At 65.9% G+C, this 15,279-nt stretch carries 16 protein-coding genes; 1 reads left to right on the plus strand and 15 read right to left on the minus strand.

Annotated features, from left to right (window positions below):
- Nucleotides 1-94 precede the first annotated feature (94 nt).
- The 13 genes from pnp to rimP all read right to left on the minus strand — a co-directional run bounded on the left by pnp (nucleotide 95) and on the right by rimP (nucleotide 12,690).
- The gene (pnp, locus tag AC1DSD_RS14405) at nucleotides 95-2,446 is read right to left on the minus strand and encodes a polyribonucleotide nucleotidyltransferase (RefSeq protein ID WP_478031034.1); all 2,352 of its coding nucleotides are present in this window, start codon (nucleotides 2,444-2,446) and stop codon (nucleotides 95-97) included.
- 189 nt (nucleotides 2,447-2,635) lie between these two features.
- Complete coding sequence (rpsO, locus tag AC1DSD_RS14410) at nucleotides 2,636-2,905, minus strand: 30S ribosomal protein S15 (RefSeq protein WP_478031035.1); 270 nt, start codon at nucleotides 2,903-2,905, stop codon at nucleotides 2,636-2,638.
- A gap of 24 nt (nucleotides 2,906-2,929) precedes the next feature.
- Complete coding sequence (gene truB, locus AC1DSD_RS14415) at nucleotides 2,930-3,883, minus strand: tRNA pseudouridine(55) synthase TruB (RefSeq protein WP_478031037.1); 954 nt, start codon at nucleotides 3,881-3,883, stop codon at nucleotides 2,930-2,932.
- Nucleotides 3,884-3,914: 31 nt separating this feature from the next.
- Complete coding sequence (locus AC1DSD_RS14420; protein ID WP_478031039.1) at nucleotides 3,915-4,319, minus strand: DUF6491 family protein; 405 nt, start codon at nucleotides 4,317-4,319, stop codon at nucleotides 3,915-3,917.
- Between the two features lie 84 nt (nucleotides 4,320-4,403).
- Nucleotides 4,404-5,084 carry a site-2 protease family protein gene (locus AC1DSD_RS14425; RefSeq protein WP_478031041.1) on the minus strand — a complete coding sequence of 227 codons (681 nt, stop codon included), beginning with the start codon at nucleotides 5,082-5,084 and terminating at the stop codon, nucleotides 4,404-4,406.
- Nucleotides 5,081-5,668, minus strand: a complete 588-nt coding sequence (locus AC1DSD_RS14430) for a thymidine kinase (RefSeq protein WP_478031043.1) — start codon at nucleotides 5,666-5,668, stop codon at nucleotides 5,081-5,083. The genes AC1DSD_RS14425 and AC1DSD_RS14430 overlap by 4 nt, the downstream gene beginning before the upstream one ends.
- The gene (locus AC1DSD_RS14435; protein WP_478031044.1) at nucleotides 5,668-6,204 is read right to left on the minus strand and encodes a hypothetical protein; all 537 of its coding nucleotides are present in this window, start codon (nucleotides 6,202-6,204) and stop codon (nucleotides 5,668-5,670) included. Before AC1DSD_RS14435 ends, AC1DSD_RS14430 begins: the two co-directional genes overlap by 1 nt.
- Before the next feature lie 39 nt (nucleotides 6,205-6,243).
- Entirely contained in the window at nucleotides 6,244-6,645 is a 402-nt protein-coding gene (gene rbfA / locus AC1DSD_RS14440) for a 30S ribosome-binding factor RbfA (RefSeq protein ID WP_478031046.1), read from the minus strand.
- A 119-nt stretch (nucleotides 6,646-6,764) separates the two neighbouring features.
- Nucleotides 6,765-9,464 (minus strand): translation initiation factor IF-2, encoded by a 2,700-nt coding sequence (infB, locus tag AC1DSD_RS14445; RefSeq protein WP_478031048.1) that lies wholly within the window; start codon nucleotides 9,462-9,464, stop codon nucleotides 6,765-6,767.
- A complete protein-coding gene (locus AC1DSD_RS14450; RefSeq protein ID WP_478031049.1) occupies nucleotides 9,461-10,255 on the minus strand; it encodes a DUF448 domain-containing protein in 795 nt (264 codons plus the stop codon). Before AC1DSD_RS14450 ends, infB begins: the two co-directional genes overlap by 4 nt.
- Nucleotides 10,256-10,316: 61 nt before the next feature.
- A complete protein-coding gene (locus tag AC1DSD_RS14455) occupies nucleotides 10,317-10,547 on the minus strand; it encodes a tautomerase family protein (RefSeq protein WP_066827428.1) in 231 nt (76 codons plus the stop codon).
- On the minus strand, nucleotides 10,547-12,160 hold the full coding sequence (gene nusA / locus AC1DSD_RS14460; RefSeq protein ID WP_478031050.1) for a transcription termination factor NusA: 1,614 nt from the start codon (nucleotides 12,158-12,160) through the stop codon (nucleotides 10,547-10,549). Before nusA ends, AC1DSD_RS14455 begins: the two co-directional genes overlap by 1 nt.
- Nucleotides 12,160-12,690: a ribosome maturation protein RimP gene (gene rimP / locus AC1DSD_RS14465; protein ID WP_478031051.1), complete on the minus strand. Its 531-nt coding sequence runs from the start codon at nucleotides 12,688-12,690 to the stop codon at nucleotides 12,160-12,162. The genes nusA and rimP overlap by 1 nt, the downstream gene beginning before the upstream one ends.
- Before the next feature lie 181 nt (nucleotides 12,691-12,871).
- Between rimP and AC1DSD_RS14470 the strand changes: the two genes are divergently transcribed.
- Nucleotides 12,872-14,086, plus strand: coding sequence for a PQQ-dependent sugar dehydrogenase (locus AC1DSD_RS14470; protein ID WP_478031053.1), 1,215 nt, complete (start codon nucleotides 12,872-12,874; stop codon nucleotides 14,084-14,086).
- Nucleotides 14,087-14,420: 334 nt separating this feature from the next.
- Here the strand turns inward: AC1DSD_RS14470 and AC1DSD_RS14475 are convergent, their stop codons facing one another.
- Both AC1DSD_RS14475 and AC1DSD_RS14480 read right to left on the minus strand, forming a co-directional pair.
- Nucleotides 14,421-14,810 carry a PaaI family thioesterase gene (locus tag AC1DSD_RS14475; protein ID WP_478031054.1) on the minus strand — a complete coding sequence of 130 codons (390 nt, stop codon included), beginning with the start codon at nucleotides 14,808-14,810 and terminating at the stop codon, nucleotides 14,421-14,423.
- The gene (locus tag AC1DSD_RS14480) at nucleotides 14,807-15,241 is read right to left on the minus strand and encodes a PaaI family thioesterase (protein ID WP_478031056.1); all 435 of its coding nucleotides are present in this window, start codon (nucleotides 15,239-15,241) and stop codon (nucleotides 14,807-14,809) included. The genes AC1DSD_RS14475 and AC1DSD_RS14480 overlap by 4 nt, the downstream gene beginning before the upstream one ends.
- Nucleotides 15,242-15,279 lie beyond the last annotated feature (38 nt).

Genomic DNA, 15,279 nt, shown 5'->3' on the forward strand with positions numbered 1-15,279 from the left:
GAGCCGCTTCATCCTCCCCGGCTTTCCCGGTGTTATGCCTTTTGTCGTCCTATCGCTTTTGCGGGAAAGCGGTAGCCGCTTTCCCGCGCAAAGCTCAGTCGTCGTTGCGCTCGGTCAGGAACGCCGGCGCGAACTCGGGCTCGGGGCCTTCGTCCTTGCCGCCTTCGCTGCGCTCGCGACGCGGGCCGCGATCGCCACCACGGTCGGGACCACGGTCGCGACGCGGGCCGCGATCGCCGCCGCCGTCACGGCGCGGACCACGGTCACCGCCACGATCACCGCCGCCGCTGCGCGGACCACGATCACGGTTGCCACCTTCGCGCGGCTCGCGCGGGGGACGGGTGTCCTCCAGCTCGGCGCCGGTTTCCTGGTCGACGACGCGCATCGACAGGCGAACCTTGCCGCGCGGATCGATCTCGAGGACCTTGACCTTGACTTCCTGGCCTTCGGAAACGACGTCGCCCGGCTTCTCGACCCGCTCGTTCTTCATTTCGCTGACGTGGACGAGACCGTCCTTGCCACCCATGAAGTTCACGAACGCGCCGAAGTCGACGATGTTGACGACCTTGCCGTTATAGACCTTGCCGACCTCGGGCTCCTCGACGATGCCCTTGATCCAGTTGATCGCGGCTTCGATCTGGCTGACGTCGGACGACGAGACCTTGATGATGCCCTCGTCGTCGATGTCGACCTTGGCGCCGGTGGTGGCGACGATCTCACGGATGACCTTGCCGCCGGTGCCGATGACGTCACGAATCTTGGTCTTGTCGATCGTGAAGGTCTCGATCCGCGGCGCGTGCGCCGACAGTTCCGAACGGGTGTGGTCGAGCGCCTTGGCCATTTCGCCCAGGATGTGCGCGCGGCCTTCATTGGCCTGCGCCAGCGCGACCTTCATGATCTCCTCGGTGATGCCGGCGATCTTGATGTCCATCTGAAGGCTGGTGATGCCTTCCGAGGTGCCCGCCACCTTGAAATCCATGTCGCCGAGGTGATCCTCGTCGCCCAGGATGTCGGACAGGACCGCGAAGTCCTTGCCTTCGAGGATCAGGCCCATCGCGATGCCCGAGACCGGGCGCTTGATCGGCACACCGGCGTCCATCAGGCTCAGCGAACCGCCGCACACCGTCGCCATCGACGACGAGCCGTTCGACTCGGTGATGTCGCTGGTGACGCGGATCGTGTAGGGGAATTCCTCCTTCGACGGCAGCACCGCGTGCAGCGCGCGCCAGGCGAGCTTGCCATGGCCGATGTCGCGGCGGCTGGGCGCCCCGAAGCGGCCGACTTCGCCGACCGAATAAGGCGGGAAGTTATAGTGCAGCATGAAGTGCTGGTAGCTCAGGCCACCCAGCCCATCGATCATCTGCTCGGCGTCCTTGGTGCCCAGGGTCGTCGTCGCGATGGTCTGCGTCTCGCCACGCGTGAACAAGGCCGAGCCGTGCGCGCGCGGCAGGAAGTGGACTTCCGCCTCGATCGGACGGACGGTCTTGGTGTCGCGGCCGTCGATGCGGCGGCCGGTCTTGAGGATCGCGCCGCGGACGATTTCCGCTTCGAGCTTCTTGACCAGCTTCATCGCCACCATCTGCTCTTGCGGCGCCTTGTCGGCCATCGCGGCCTTGGCGGCGGCGCGAGCTTCGTTGAGCGCGTTCGAGCGGGCCGACTTGTCGACCAGCTTGTAGGCCGCGTCGATGTCCTTGCCGATCAGCTTCTTCAGCTCAGCCTTGATCGCCGAATTGTCGTCGCTGTTCTTGAGCTCCCAGGGCTCCTTGGCCGATTGCTCGGCCAGCTTGATGATCGCCTTGATGACGTCCTGCGACGCGCGGTGCGCGAACATCACGGCGCCGAGCATGACCTCTTCCGACAGCTCCTTGGCTTCGGATTCGACCATCATCACCGCGTCATGGGTGGCGGCGACGACCAGGTCGAGCTCGCCTTCGGCGATTTCGGCGTCGGTCGGGTTGAGCTGATATTCGCCGTCCTTGTAGCCGACGCGCGCGGCGCCGATCGGGCCCATGAATGGCACGCCCGAAATGGTCAGCGCGGCCGAGGCGGCGATCATCGCCAGGATGTCGGGCTCGTTCTCGCCGTCATACGACATCACCTGAGCGATGACGTTGATCTCGTTGTAGAAGCCTTCCGGGAAGAGCGGACGGATCGGGCGGTCGGTAAGACGGCTGATCAGCGTCTCGCGCTCGGTGGCGCCGCGCTCGCGCTTGAAGAAGCCGCCCGGGATACGACCCGAGGACGAGAACTTCTCCTGGTAATGGACGGTGAGCGGGAAGAAATCCTGCCCTTCCTTGACCGACTTGGCGGCCGTGACCGCGCACAACACGACGGTCTCGCCGAGGGTCGCGATCACCGCGCCGTCGGCCTGACGGGCAACCTTGCCCGTTTCGAGCGTGAGGGTCTTGCCGCCCCACTCGATGCTTACCTTCTTGGTATCGAACATTCTATTTCCTTCGTCCGGCGGCCCTATGCCTGCCGGTGCCTGAAGGGACCCCATGAAAGTAATGCTTTCATGGGAACCCAAATGAGGACCTGCCTTCAGGTCCTGGTGGCGGAGAGTTCCGCCGCCGGCCCGTACCGAATTGTACGGGGCCGAATAAGCGAAACGGCGCCCTGAGGCGCCGTCCCTGAATTACTTGCGAAGACCGAGCTTCGCGATGAGGGCGAGATAACGGTCGCCATCCGATTTGCGCAGATAATCGAGCAACGAGCGGCGCTTGTTGACCATCATCAAGAGACCGCGGCGCGAGTGATTGTCCTTCGCGTGGGTCTTGAAATGCTCGGTGAGCGTCTTGATGCGGTCGGTCAGGATAGCGACCTGGACCTCGGGGCTGCCGGTGTCGCCTTCGCCACGGGCGTGGTCCTTGATAACTGCTTCTTTGCGCTCGGGGGTAATCGACATTCTGTTTCCTTCGACATCGCGTGACTAACAATTGAACCCGCGGACGATACGAGCTTCCCCGCTTTCGACTTCCACCAACGCCACCGGGGTTTCGCCCAGCATTGCGAAGTGAAGGCCATCGTCTTCGGCAATCCCGACCAGAACGCGCCCCTGTCGGAGCGCTCCTGCCTGGTCGGGGTCGAGGGAGAGAGCCGGGATGTCGTCCAGCCCCGCCCTCAATGGCAGGAGAATCTGTTCAAGGCGCCGCGCATTAGCGGATTCGGTCAATTTGTCCAGCGATATCGCGTGGGAGAGGTCGAACGGGCCTGCCTTGACCCGTCTGAGATAAGTGACGTGGCCGACAGTGCCAAGGGCGTGTGCGATGTCGCGGGCAAGGCTGCGGATATAGGTGCCCTTGGAGACGTGGGCGGTGAGGGYGACGGCATCAGCCGTCGCCCCGGCGGAGGCCGGGGCCGCTGGGCTACTTGGCGATGGCAGTGCCCCAACTCCAGCGGCCCCGGCCTCCGCCGGGGCGACGGCAAGAGAATGCACCGTCACCGCCCGCGTCGCGAGCACGACCTCCTCGCCTGCCCGCGCCAAGTCATACGCCCGCTCGCCATCGACCTTCAGCGCCGAATAGGCGGGCGGCACCTGCTCGATCGGTCCGGTGAAGCGCGGCAGCACCGCTTCCACCTCGGGCAGCGTTGGCCGCACATCGCTCTCCGCGATCGCAATACCCTCACCATCGAGCGTGTCGGTCTCAACCCCGAACCCGATCGAGAACTCATAGATCTTGTCACTGTCGAGCATCCGTCCGGCGAGCTTGGTCGCCTCGCCGATCGCGACCGGCAGGACGCCCGAGGCGAGCGGATCGAGCGTCCCGCCATGCCCGACCTTGGCCTTGCCATAGCCGCCCTGGCGCAGCGCGCGCTTGACCGCGCTCACCGCCTGGGTCGATCCGAGTCCGAGCGGTTTGTCGAGGATGATCCAGCCATGCATCCGCGCGCCCTAGCGTGCGGGGCGGGCGCGGTCAGCCCTTCTTCTTGACCTTCTTCACCTTGGGCGGCGGGCCGTTGCTCGCGGTCAGGCTGTCGATATGGCAGCGCTGGCGATCGACCAGCAAGGTGCCGGTGCGGTCGAGCTGCGTGCCGCCGAACCGCGTGTCGACGCCGATCCGGTTCGCGAAGGACAGGCCGGTGCACGGTGCCATGACGGTGGCATAATACCAGCGCCGTTGCTGGTCCTGCAGCCAGACGCCGCGGTCGCTATCGGCCTCGAAATTATAGAGCCCGATCGTGCCGATGAACGGAATGCTGGTTTCCTTGCCCAATTTGTCGGCGGGCCAGGTGCGATCCTGCTGCTTGGCGGCGGCGGGGATAGCGCTGCCGGCCAGGCTTACCGCCGCCAGCATCGCGATCGTCAGAGTACGGATCATGTGCCTTGCCTTTCGAGAACCAGGACGAAGTGAATGACTGTCACCCTTGTCCTGCCACGCCAAGGCTGAATTCGGGCTGAAGCGTTAGGCCAGGCCGAACAGCGACAATAGCGCGCCCATTACGCCGTAGACGATAGGTCCGACGACGCGCGCGACGACGTTGGCACCTGGGAGTAGCATTGGCAGGATGACCAGCAGGAACAGCATCACCGGAAAGCCGAAACGGCTCAGCTTGCCATATTGCGCGGCGAGTGGGCGCGGGAGGAGCGCCTCGACCACGTGCCCACCGTCGAACGGCGGCACCGGCAGCAGGTTGAAGATCGCCAGGAAGATGTTGATCCGCAGGAAGCTCGCGAGATTATCGACCGCGAACCTGCCGCCGCCGACTTGCGGCAGGCCGCCGCCCCACAGGTTCCACAGCCCGAGCGCGGCCGCAGCGACAATCGCCATGACCAGGTTGATCCCCGGCCCGGCAAGCGCGACCAGCGCCATGTCGCGACGCGGATGGTTGAGCCGTTCCGTGATCACCGGCACCGGCTTCGCCCAGCCAAAGATCGGCGCATTGGCGAGCGCGAGCATCATCGGCACCAGCAAGGTCCCGACCGGATCGACATGGCGGATCGGATTGAGCGTCAGCCGCCCGCGCTCGGCCGCGGTCTGGTCGCCCAGCATGCGCGCGACATAGCCGTGCGCGACTTCGTGGAACACGATCGCGATGACCAAGGGGATCAGCCAGATCGCGACCGTATAGAGCGTGGTGTTCATTGCCCCGCCGCTTGCCGCGCCGCGACGAAATGCTTGCGGCACAGAGCGACATAGCGGTCGTTGCCGCCGATCTCGGTCTGCGCGCCCTCGACCACCGCCCGGCCCTGCTCATCGACGCGCAGATTCATCGTCGCCTTGCGCCCGCACTCGCATACCGATTTGAGCTCGATCAGCGAATCGGCCAACGCCAGCAGCCGCGCCGATCCGGGGAACAGCTGCCCCTGGAAATCGGTGCGCAGACCATAAGCGAGCACCGGAATCCCGACCACATCGGCGAGATGAGCGAGCTGATCGACCTGCGGCGAGGTCAGGAATTGCGCTTCGTCGACCAGGACGCAGGCGATCTTCTCATGCGCATGACGCTCGGCGACGATCGTCGCGATGTCGGTGGAGCCGTCGAACGGAATCGCGTTCGCTTCGAGCCCGATCCGCGAGGTGATCGCGTCCGCGGCGAAGCGGTCGTCGATCGCCGCGGTGAACAACATCGTCGTCATGCCGCGCTCGCGATAATTGAAATCGGCCTGGAGCAAGGTGGTCGATTTCCCGGCGTTCATCGACGCATAATAGAAATAGAGTTTCGCCATCAGCCGATCTTCGCGGGTCCCTCGGCCAGGACTGCCCAGCCCTTGCCATTGTTGTAGATCGCGATGGTGCGGCGTCTGGTTCCGTCGTCCCAGCGGACGAACGCCATGTTGGCGACGATCATCGGCGAGGTCAGCGTCAGCGTTCTGCCGCACGAGGCCGGCTTGTCGCGCTGCACGGAGGCGGAGAGAGTCAGCGCGGGATAGTCGCGCGCACGAGCTTGCGCCCAGGCTGCGGCGAGCGTGCTCGCGAGTTGGTCGTCGACCAATTGATACAGGCCTTGCGCGTCGCGCTCGAGATAGGTCCAGGTAATGGCCTTGCCGGCGATGGCGGGCGGGATCGGCTCGGGACCCTTGCGCGCGACCGTCTGCGGCGCGACGCAGGCATTGCCCGAATAGCGCGCGGCATAGTCACGCACGACCGCGGCTTCGATCGCGATCTGGTCCGCCGTCACCGCCGGCGCGGCGGGTGCGCCGCCGGGCGAATGGCAGGCGGCGAGAAGGAAGGGGGCGAGCGGCAACAGCCGACGGAGCATCATGTCACGAAACTAAGCACGCGGCGCGCCGCGCGTCCACGGTCAGTCGTCGCCGTTCTGGTCCAGATCCTGCGCCACCTTGGGCGCGCGCAGCAGCGAGTCGATATGGCTGCCTTCGTCGAAACTTTCGTCGGCCAGGAACTTGAGCTTGGCGGCATATTTGGTCTGCACGCGGCTAGCGACCTCGCGCTGCAGATAAGCGGTGTTGGTGCGCAGCGCCTTCAGCACCACGTCCTCATCCTTGCCGAGCAGCGGCTTCACGAACACCGTCGCATGTCGGAGGTCGGGCGACATCCGTACTTCGGTGACCGAGACCATGTGGTTGACCAGCGTGTCGTCGTGCACATCGCCGCGCTGCAGGATCTCGCTCAGCACATGGCGTACCTGTTCGCCGACACGGAGCGTGCGGACCGATTTTTCGGGGCTGGAATCTTTGTTTTGCATGACGCGGCCTCCGGCACTGCGTCACCCCAGCGAAAGCTGGGGTCTCATGCCGCGGGCGAGACCGATAAGGTACCGCCCGCGGCTCGAGATGCCAGCTTTCGCTGGCATGACGGTTGATCTTACAGCGTCCGTTCGCGCAGTTCGACCTCGAAGGTTTCGAGGAAGTCGCCGGCCTTGATGTCGGTGAAGTTCTGCGTGAACGTCACACCGCATTCCAGCCCCGCGCGAACTTCGGCGACGTCGTCCTTGAAGCGACGCAAGCTCGCGATCTCGCCCTGATAGATGATGACATCCTCGCGGGTGATGCGCGCCTTGAGCGCCTTGCGGATGACGCCGTCGACGACCAGCAGACCGGCCGCCTTGCCGTGCTTGCCGGCCGAGAAGACCTCGCGGATTTCGGCGCGGCCGACCACGGTCTCGAACGCTTCGGGACCGAGCTCGCCCGCCATGCCGGCGCGGATCTCGTCGATCAGGTCGTAGATCACGTCATAATATTTCAACGCGACCTTCTGACGCTCGGCGATCTCGCGCGCCTTGGCATTGGCGCGGACGTTGAAGCCGATGATCGGCGCGCCCGAGGCACCGGCCAGGGTCACGTCGCTTTCGGTGATGCCGCCGACGCCCGAATGGAGCACGCGCGCCTTGATCTCGTCGGTCGAGATCTTGTTGACCGCGCCGACGATCGCCTCGACCGTCCCTTGCGTATCCGCCTTGATGACCAGCGGATATTCGATCGCCTGGTTGGCCTTCAAGGCGGAGAACATGCTCTCCAGGCTGGCCGGCGCATTGGTCGTGCGCTTGTCCTGGATGACGCCTGCACGATAGGCCGCAACTTCGCGGGCACGCGCTTCGTTCTCGACCACCTGGAGCGGATCGCCCGCCGAGGGGACGCCCGAAATACCCAGGATCTCGACCGGCATCGACGGTCCGGCTTCCTTGATCTGCGCGCCCTTGTCGTTGACCAAGGCGCGGACCTTGCCGCTCTCGGCGCCGGCGACGAACACGTCGCCGACCCTGAGCGTGCCGCGCGTGACCAGCACGGTCGCGACCGGACCACGGCCCTTGTCGAGCTTGGCCTCGATCACGGTGCCCTCGGCGTCGCGGTCGGGATTGGCCCTGAGTTCCATCAGCTCGGCCTGGATCTGGATCTTCTCGATCAGCTCATCGAGCCCGGTCTTCTTGAGCGCCGAGACTTCCACGTCCTGGACGTCGCCGCCCATCTGCTCGACCACGACTTCGTGCTCGAGCAGGCGTTCGCGGATCCGCTGCGGATTGGCCTCGGGCTTGTCGACCTTGTTGATCGCGACGATCATCGGCACGCCGGCCGCCTTGGTGTGGTTGATCGCCTCGATCGTCTGCGGCATCAGCCCGTCGTCCGCGGCCACCACCAGCACGACGATGTCGGTGACGTTGGCGCCACGCGCGCGCATCTCGCTGAACGCCTCATGGCCCGGCGTGTCGAGGAAGGTGACCTTCGACTTGTCCTTCAGCGTGACCTGATAGGCGCCGATATGCTGGGTGATACCGCCGGCCTCGCCGCGCACCACGTCAGTGCCGCGCAGCGCGTCGAGCAGGCTGGTCTTGCCGTGATCGACATGGCCCATGATCGTGACGACCGGGGGACGCGGCTTGAGCGTCTCGACCGCATCCTCGATCTCATGGGTCGACAGATCGACGTCCGAATCGCTGACGCGGGTGATGTTGTGGCCGAATTCGGTGACCAGCAGCTCGGCGGTGTCCTGGTCGATCGTCTGGTTGACGGTGACCGGCATGCCCATCTTGAACAGCGACTTGACCAGGTCAGCGCCCTTTTCCGCCATGCGGTTGGCGAGTTCCTGGACAGTGATCGCGTCCGGCACGACGACGTCGCGGACTTGCTTCTCGCGCGGCGCGGACCCGCCGACGTGACGGCGATGTTCCTTTTCGCGCGCACGCTTGAGCGCGGCGAGCGAACGGGCGCGAGCGCCTTCCTCACCACCGAGCGCGCGGTTGACGGTCAGCTTGCCGCCACGGCGTTCCTCGCCCTTGCGGTCGCGCTGGCCGGGGCGTGCGGGTTGCGCGGTCTCGGCGCCGCGGCGCGGCGTCGCCTGGCCCGAGCCCGACGGCGTAGCGCGGGGTGCGGATGCGGATGCAGCGGTCGGCGCCGATGCAGTCGATTGTGCCTGCGCCGGAGCAGATGCGGGCGCCGGGGCTGGCTTGGGAATCTCGGGACGCGCGACCGGGGTGAAGCGGCGCGGCGCCGGCAAGCTCGGATCGAGCTGCACCGCGACCGGCGCTGCGGGCACGGGTGCGGGGGCTGGCGCTGGGGCGGGCTTGGGCGCGGCGGGTGTCGCCGCGACGGCGGGGGCAGCCGGGGTCGGTGCGGGGGCCGGAGCAGGAGCCTCGACCGGCGCGGGCGGCGTGTCCGCCGCCTTGCTCTTTTCCTCGACGCGGCGTTTTTCGTCCTCGACCGCGGCCTGACGCTGCGCGTCCTCGCGGCGGCGCGCATCCTCCAGCGCATTCATGCGCTGTTCCTCGGCCTCACGCAGCAATTGCGTCTGGCGCTCCTGCGCCGATAGCTGCGGCGCGGACGGTGCGCGCGCGGCAGGCGCGGCCGGGGCAGGCGCCGGGGCCGGTGCGGGGGCTTCCTCGACGACCGGCGCCTCGGCAGGGCCGCCGGCATTCGGACCGAGCACGCGGCGACGCTTGACCTCGACCACGACGGTGTTCGAGCGCCCGTGGCTGAAGCTTTGCTTCACCTTGCCGGTCTCGACGGTGCGCTTCAGCCCCAATGGCTGGCGCATTCCGAGTTTCGGCTTGTCGTTGTCGGTATCGCTCACTCAATATCCTCGTCGTTGTCGGCCGAGCCGCCAGTGCTTCCGACTGCCGCGGGAAGCGCCGATGCGCCCTGCGAGGCCGTTTCGCAAGGCTCGGTAGTCAAATCAGGGCCGATAAAGTGCCGCCAGCGGTCGAGCGCGTCACGCACGCGGACCGCGGCAGCGGGGTCGGTCACGGCGATATGTACCACATTTTCGCGGCCTAGCGCCAAGGACAATATGGTGCGCGGGAGGGGAAGTGCCAAGCCCTCTTCGCCAGATCCTTCGCGATCGCGCCCGACCCGCCACGCCTGGGCGAGCTTACGCGCACCGTCGGTGCCGGCATCGGAGGCATGGAGCAACAGCCGGACCTGGCCCGATCGTGCCGCCTTCTCCACCCGTTCCGTGCCGTTGACGATCTTGCCCGCCTTCGATTCGAGACCGAGCCGGTCGAGGAACGCACGCTGCAACTGATCGGCGATCAGCGTGCCCAAATCGGCGGGAATCGTCAGTTGGTTGGTTTTGAACGCCCGCGCCAGCGCGCCGCGCAGCTTGCCCTTGGCATTGGCCGCGTCGAGCTCGCTTTGCGTCACCCCGATCCACGCCCCGCGTCCCGGCGCCTTGGCGCGGATGTCGGGCAGCACCTGACCTTCCGGCCCGAGCGCCAGCCGGATCAACTCCCCGCGCGGCTCGCGGTCGCCCGACAGGATGCAGCGGCGGATCGGGTCGCTGGAGCCCCTCCCCTTCGGAATAGAGGAGTCGTCTGTAACTGCAGCATCGGCCGAGGCATCGAGCGTCGACCGTTGCTGTTCCACCTCTTGCCCCTCTCCCGAAGGGGAGTGGCTGGGGTTACGCCGCTTGCCTACGTTGGCATTATCATTGCGAGGGGACCGCATGCGCGTCTCCCTCGATCTTGGGGGCATCGCGATCGGCGATCAGGATGCCGCCGGCGCCATAATTCTCGGTCGAAACTTCCTCGATCACGATCTGCACCGCAGCCGGGTTCTTCCCCAGCCGCTCGACGAGCGACTGGGTGACGTCCGCCACGATGCCGGACTTCTGGTCCTTCGTGGCGGTGCCCGAGATGCGGATCGAGACGAACGGCATCAGGCTTCTTCACCCTCCGCCGCTTCGCCTTCCGTCGCGGGTTCGTCCTCGAACCAATGCGCGCGGGCGGCCATGATGATCTCGTTACCCTGCTCGTCGGTCAGGCCATATTCGGCCAGCACGCCGCCCTTGTGCTCGGGGCGCTTGGGCGCGTCCTCGGCGCGGCGGCGCGGTTCCTGGCGCTTCTTCTCGACCAGTTCGTCCGTGGCGAGATCGGCGAGGTCGTCGAGCGTCTTGATCCCCGCCTTGCCGAGCGTGACCAGCATCGCTTCGGTCATGTACGGCATGCCGGCAAGCGCATCCTCGACGCCGAGCGCCTTGCGCTCCTCGCGATTGGCCTGTTCGCGGCGATCGAGCGCTTCCTGCGCGCGGCTCTGCAGCTCCTGGCCGAGATCGTCGTCAAAGCCTTCGATCGAGGCGAGCTCGGCGAGGTCGACATAGGCCACTTCCTCGAGCGCACCGAAGCCCTCGGCGACCAGCAGCTGGGCCAAGGTCTCGTCGACGTCGAGTTCGTTCTGGAACATTTCCGACCGTTCGACGAATTCGCGCTGGCGCTTCTCGCTGGCATCGGCCTCGGTCAGGATGTCGATCGCCTTGGCGGTCAGCTGGCTGGCCAGGCGGACATTCTGGCCGCGGCGGCCGATCGCCAGGCTGAGCTGGTCGTCGGGCACCACCACTTCGATCCGGTCCTCTTCCTCGTCGATCACGACGCGGCTGACCGATGCCGGCTGCAGCGCGTTGACGACGAAGGTCGCGGTGTCTTCCGACCAGGGGATGATATCGATCTTCTCGCCCTGCATTTCCTGGACCACCGCCTGGACGCGGCTGCCCTTCATGCCGACGCAGGCGCCGACCGGATCGATCGACGAATCGTGGCTGATCACGCCGATTTTCGCGCGCGAGCCGGGATCGCGGGCAGCGGCCTTGATCTCGATGATGCCGTCATAGATTTCCGGCACTTCCTGCGCGAACAGCTTCTTCATGAAATCGGGATGCGCGCGGCTCAGGAAGATCTGCGGCCCGCGATTCTCGCGGCGAACGTTGAGAATCAGCGAGCGGATACGGTCGTTGACGCGCACCACTTCGCGCGGGATCTGCTGGTCGCGGCGGATGACGCCCTCGGCCCGGCCCAGATCGACGACGACATGGCCGAACTCGACGCGCTTGACCACGCCGGTGATGATCTCGCCCATCCGATCCTTGAATTCTTCGAACTGGCGCTCGCGCTCGGCGTCGCGGACCTTCTGGAAGATGACCTGCTTGGCGGCTTGCGCTGCGATGCGGCCGAATTCGATCGGGGGCAGCGGATCGACGATGAAGTCGCCGACCTTGGCGTCCTTCTGCAGCTTCTGCGCACCCTTCAAATCGACCTGCTTGAAATAATCGTCGACCGCCTCGACCACTTCGACGACGCGCCACAAGCGCAGGTCGCCGGTATTCGGGTCGAGCTTGGCACGGATGTCGTTCTCGGCGCCGTAGCGCGCGCGGGCGGCGCGCTGGATGGCGTCTTCCATCGCCTCGATCACAATGCCGCGGTCGATCATCTTCTCGGTCGCGACCGAGTTTGCGATCGCGATCAGCTCGGCGCGGTTGGCGGTAACGGCGGTGGCCATCAGTTACTTTCCTCTGTCTCGAATTCTTCTGCGCCGTCGCTCGACAGCGGCGCGGTTGCGGCAATCAGTTTGTCGGTGATCAGCAATTTCGCGTCGGCGACCTGATCGAAGCCGATCGTCATCGGCTGATGCTTCTTTACATCGATCGTGATGCGGTCGCCGTCCACACCAGCGAGATCACCGGTGAGTTGCTTGCGGCCATCGACCGGCGCGGTCAGGTGGATGCGTGCCTCTTGCCCGATCCAGTTGGCGAAATCCTTGAGCCGCGTCAGCGGCCGGTCGATTCCGGGCGAACTGACTTCCAGCCGGTACGCCTCCTCGATCGGATCGACCTCGTCGAATTTGTCGGAGATGCGGCGCGACAGCTCGGCGCAATCGTCGATCGTCAGCTGACCCGTGTCCGGCCGCTCGGCCATCACTTGCAAGGTCAGGTCGTCCTTGCCCCCGAACATCTTCACGCGCACCAGGTCGAAGCCCAGGGCTTGCGCCTCGGGCTCGATCAATTGCGTCAGTCGGGCGATGTCCGCCATGGGGTGTCCGTGAAACAAGCAGGTTCGGCGCCGGAGAGCGGGAACCCTCCGACCTCTTCACCTGGCGATGTAGAGATTGGCCAATGATATAGGCCGGTCCGCGCGCCGTGGCAAGCCGGCAACCCTGGCGGCGAATGGGGCGTTGTGTCAGCATCCTTTTTTCTTTCAGGGAGCTGCGATCATGATCCGTCGCGCATTGTTGTTGACCGGCCTGATCGTCACGGCGTGCTCGGGCCCGTCGGACGGACCGGCGAACGCCCAGTCCGCGACGAAGACCAGCGTGCCGCGCAATTCCCCGCTCGAACCTGATATCAAGAACGTGCCCGCGACGACCGGACGCGCCAACATGCCGATCGCGCCGGCACCGTTCACCGTAACCGATATCGGCAAGTTCGATGCGCCGTTCGCGATGGCTTTCCTGCCCACCGACCAGGGGCTGCTCGTCACCGAGAAAGCGGGTGTGCTAAAGCTGCGCCAGACCGACGGCAAGGTCCTCGAGATCGCCGGCGTGCCTGCAGTTGCCAAAGGCGGACAGGGCGGGTTGCTCGATGTCGCCATCGCGCCGACCTATGTCGACAACCATATCGTCTATCTGAGCTATGCCGAGCCGGGCACGGACGGCAGCCAGCTCGCGTTGGCCAAGGCGAAGCTCGACCTCAAGGGGCACAAGCTCGACGACCTGTCGGTGATCTGGCGCTCGGGCTCGGCCGGGCCCGGCGGTCAGTTCGGCTCGATCATCACTTTCTCGCCCGACGGTCAATATCTGTTCCTGACCTCGGGCGAGCGCCAGCGCTTCACCCCGGCGCAGGATCCCAAACAGGCGCTCGGCAAGATCCTGCGGTTGACGCTCGACGGCAAGGCCGCGGTCGGCAATCCCATGTACGATCGGGGCGGCGTCGAGGCGATGACCTGGACCTGCGGCCATCGCAATCCCTACGGCCTGGTGTTCGCCCCCGACGGGCGGTTGTGGGAAGAGGAAATGGGCCCGCGCGGCGGCGACGAGCTCAACCTGATCCTGCCGGGCAAGAATTACGGCTGGCCGATCGTCTCCAACGGTGACAATTATTCGGGCCAGCCGATCCCCGACCATCCCAGCCGCCCCGATCTCGAAGCGCCCAAATTGTGGTGGAACCCATCGATCTCGCCCGGCGGCATGATCTATTATTCGGGCATCATGTTCCCGGCATACAAGGGCTCGCTTTTCATCGCCGCGATGTCGACACCCGGCCTGATTCGCGTGACTTTATCGGGCGATACCGCGACCGCAGCCGATTTTTGGGATTTCGGCACGCGCATCCGCGACGTGGCGCAGGCGCCCGACGGGTCGATCTGGCTGCTCGAGGATGGCGAGGAGGGCTCCGGCGGACGGCTGATGCGGCTGACGCCAAAGGGGTGATTGGAGCTGATCGCTATTGCGAGGGAGCGGGATTTGTCACCTAGGTCGCCTCTCCCGCTTGCGGGAGAGGGAGGGGCCCGCCGCGAAGCGGTGGGAGGGTGAGGGTCTTCTTTCTTGTTTCGTCGCGTTGCCCGCTTGGAAGAAGGAAGAAGACCCTCACCCAACCTGCACCGGGTGAACAGCGCCCCGCGCTGTTCAGGTCATGCCGAGGGCATGACCGACCCGGTGCACCCGCAAGCGGGAGAGGGCAGCATAACGCCCGCTCATCTCACCCTGGCAAAAGCCCGGCGTCACTCCGGCAAAGGCATGGGCCGAAATAGGAGGTGCGCTATCCTTATCCCCGCACGATCAAATAGTTCATCCGCGCCGCGGCGATCGGCTTGTCGGGGTCGTCCTGCCACGCCGTCGCCTCGACATTGGCGACGCGTGTGCCCAGCCGGGTGACGATGCCGCGCGAGCGAGTCGGCTTGTCGCGACCGCCGCGCATGAAATCGACCGTCACGTTGACCGGCTTGACCTCGCCCCCGCCCTCGCCCGCCAAGGCATCGTACAAAGCGACGATCGCCGCCATCTCCATCAGCCCGCTGATCGCGCCGCCATGGAGGAAGCCGGGGCGGCCGAGCACGTCGACGCCGAACGGCATCACCAGCACCGGCGCACCATCGCCGTCGCGCTCGGCGGTCAGGCCGAGCAGTTGCGCGTAAGGGGGCAGCCGGTCGATCATCGCGGATAGCCGTCGGGCGCCATGAACGTCCCTGCGACATGCGCGAGCGGATCGCTCGGATCGCCATCATGCGCCTGGCCGCGCACGAACGCGATCGACCGCGTCAGCCGGTAACATTCGCCGCGCCCGATCACGGTCTTGCCCGGCGTCGCCGGCCGCAGATAATCGACCCGCAGGTCGAGCGTCGCATGCGCGACGAACGCGTCGGCGCGCAGCCACACGGCCAGACTCGTCGCCATGTCCATCATCGACAGGATCGGGCCCGAGGCGATCACGCCGGTGTCGACATTGCCGATCAGCCGCTCGTCATAGGGCAATTCGAGTTCGGCCCAATCGGGGCCGTGCGCGCGATAGCCGATGCCGATCGCGCCGCCATGTCCCAGCCGGCTGTTGAGGAACCGCGCGGGGTCGAACTGAAAGCCCTCACTCATTGCCCATTGCCCTACACGCGCCGCCGCCCGGCGCAACC

The organism is Sphingomonas sp. P4_D12 (assembly GCF_056401895.1).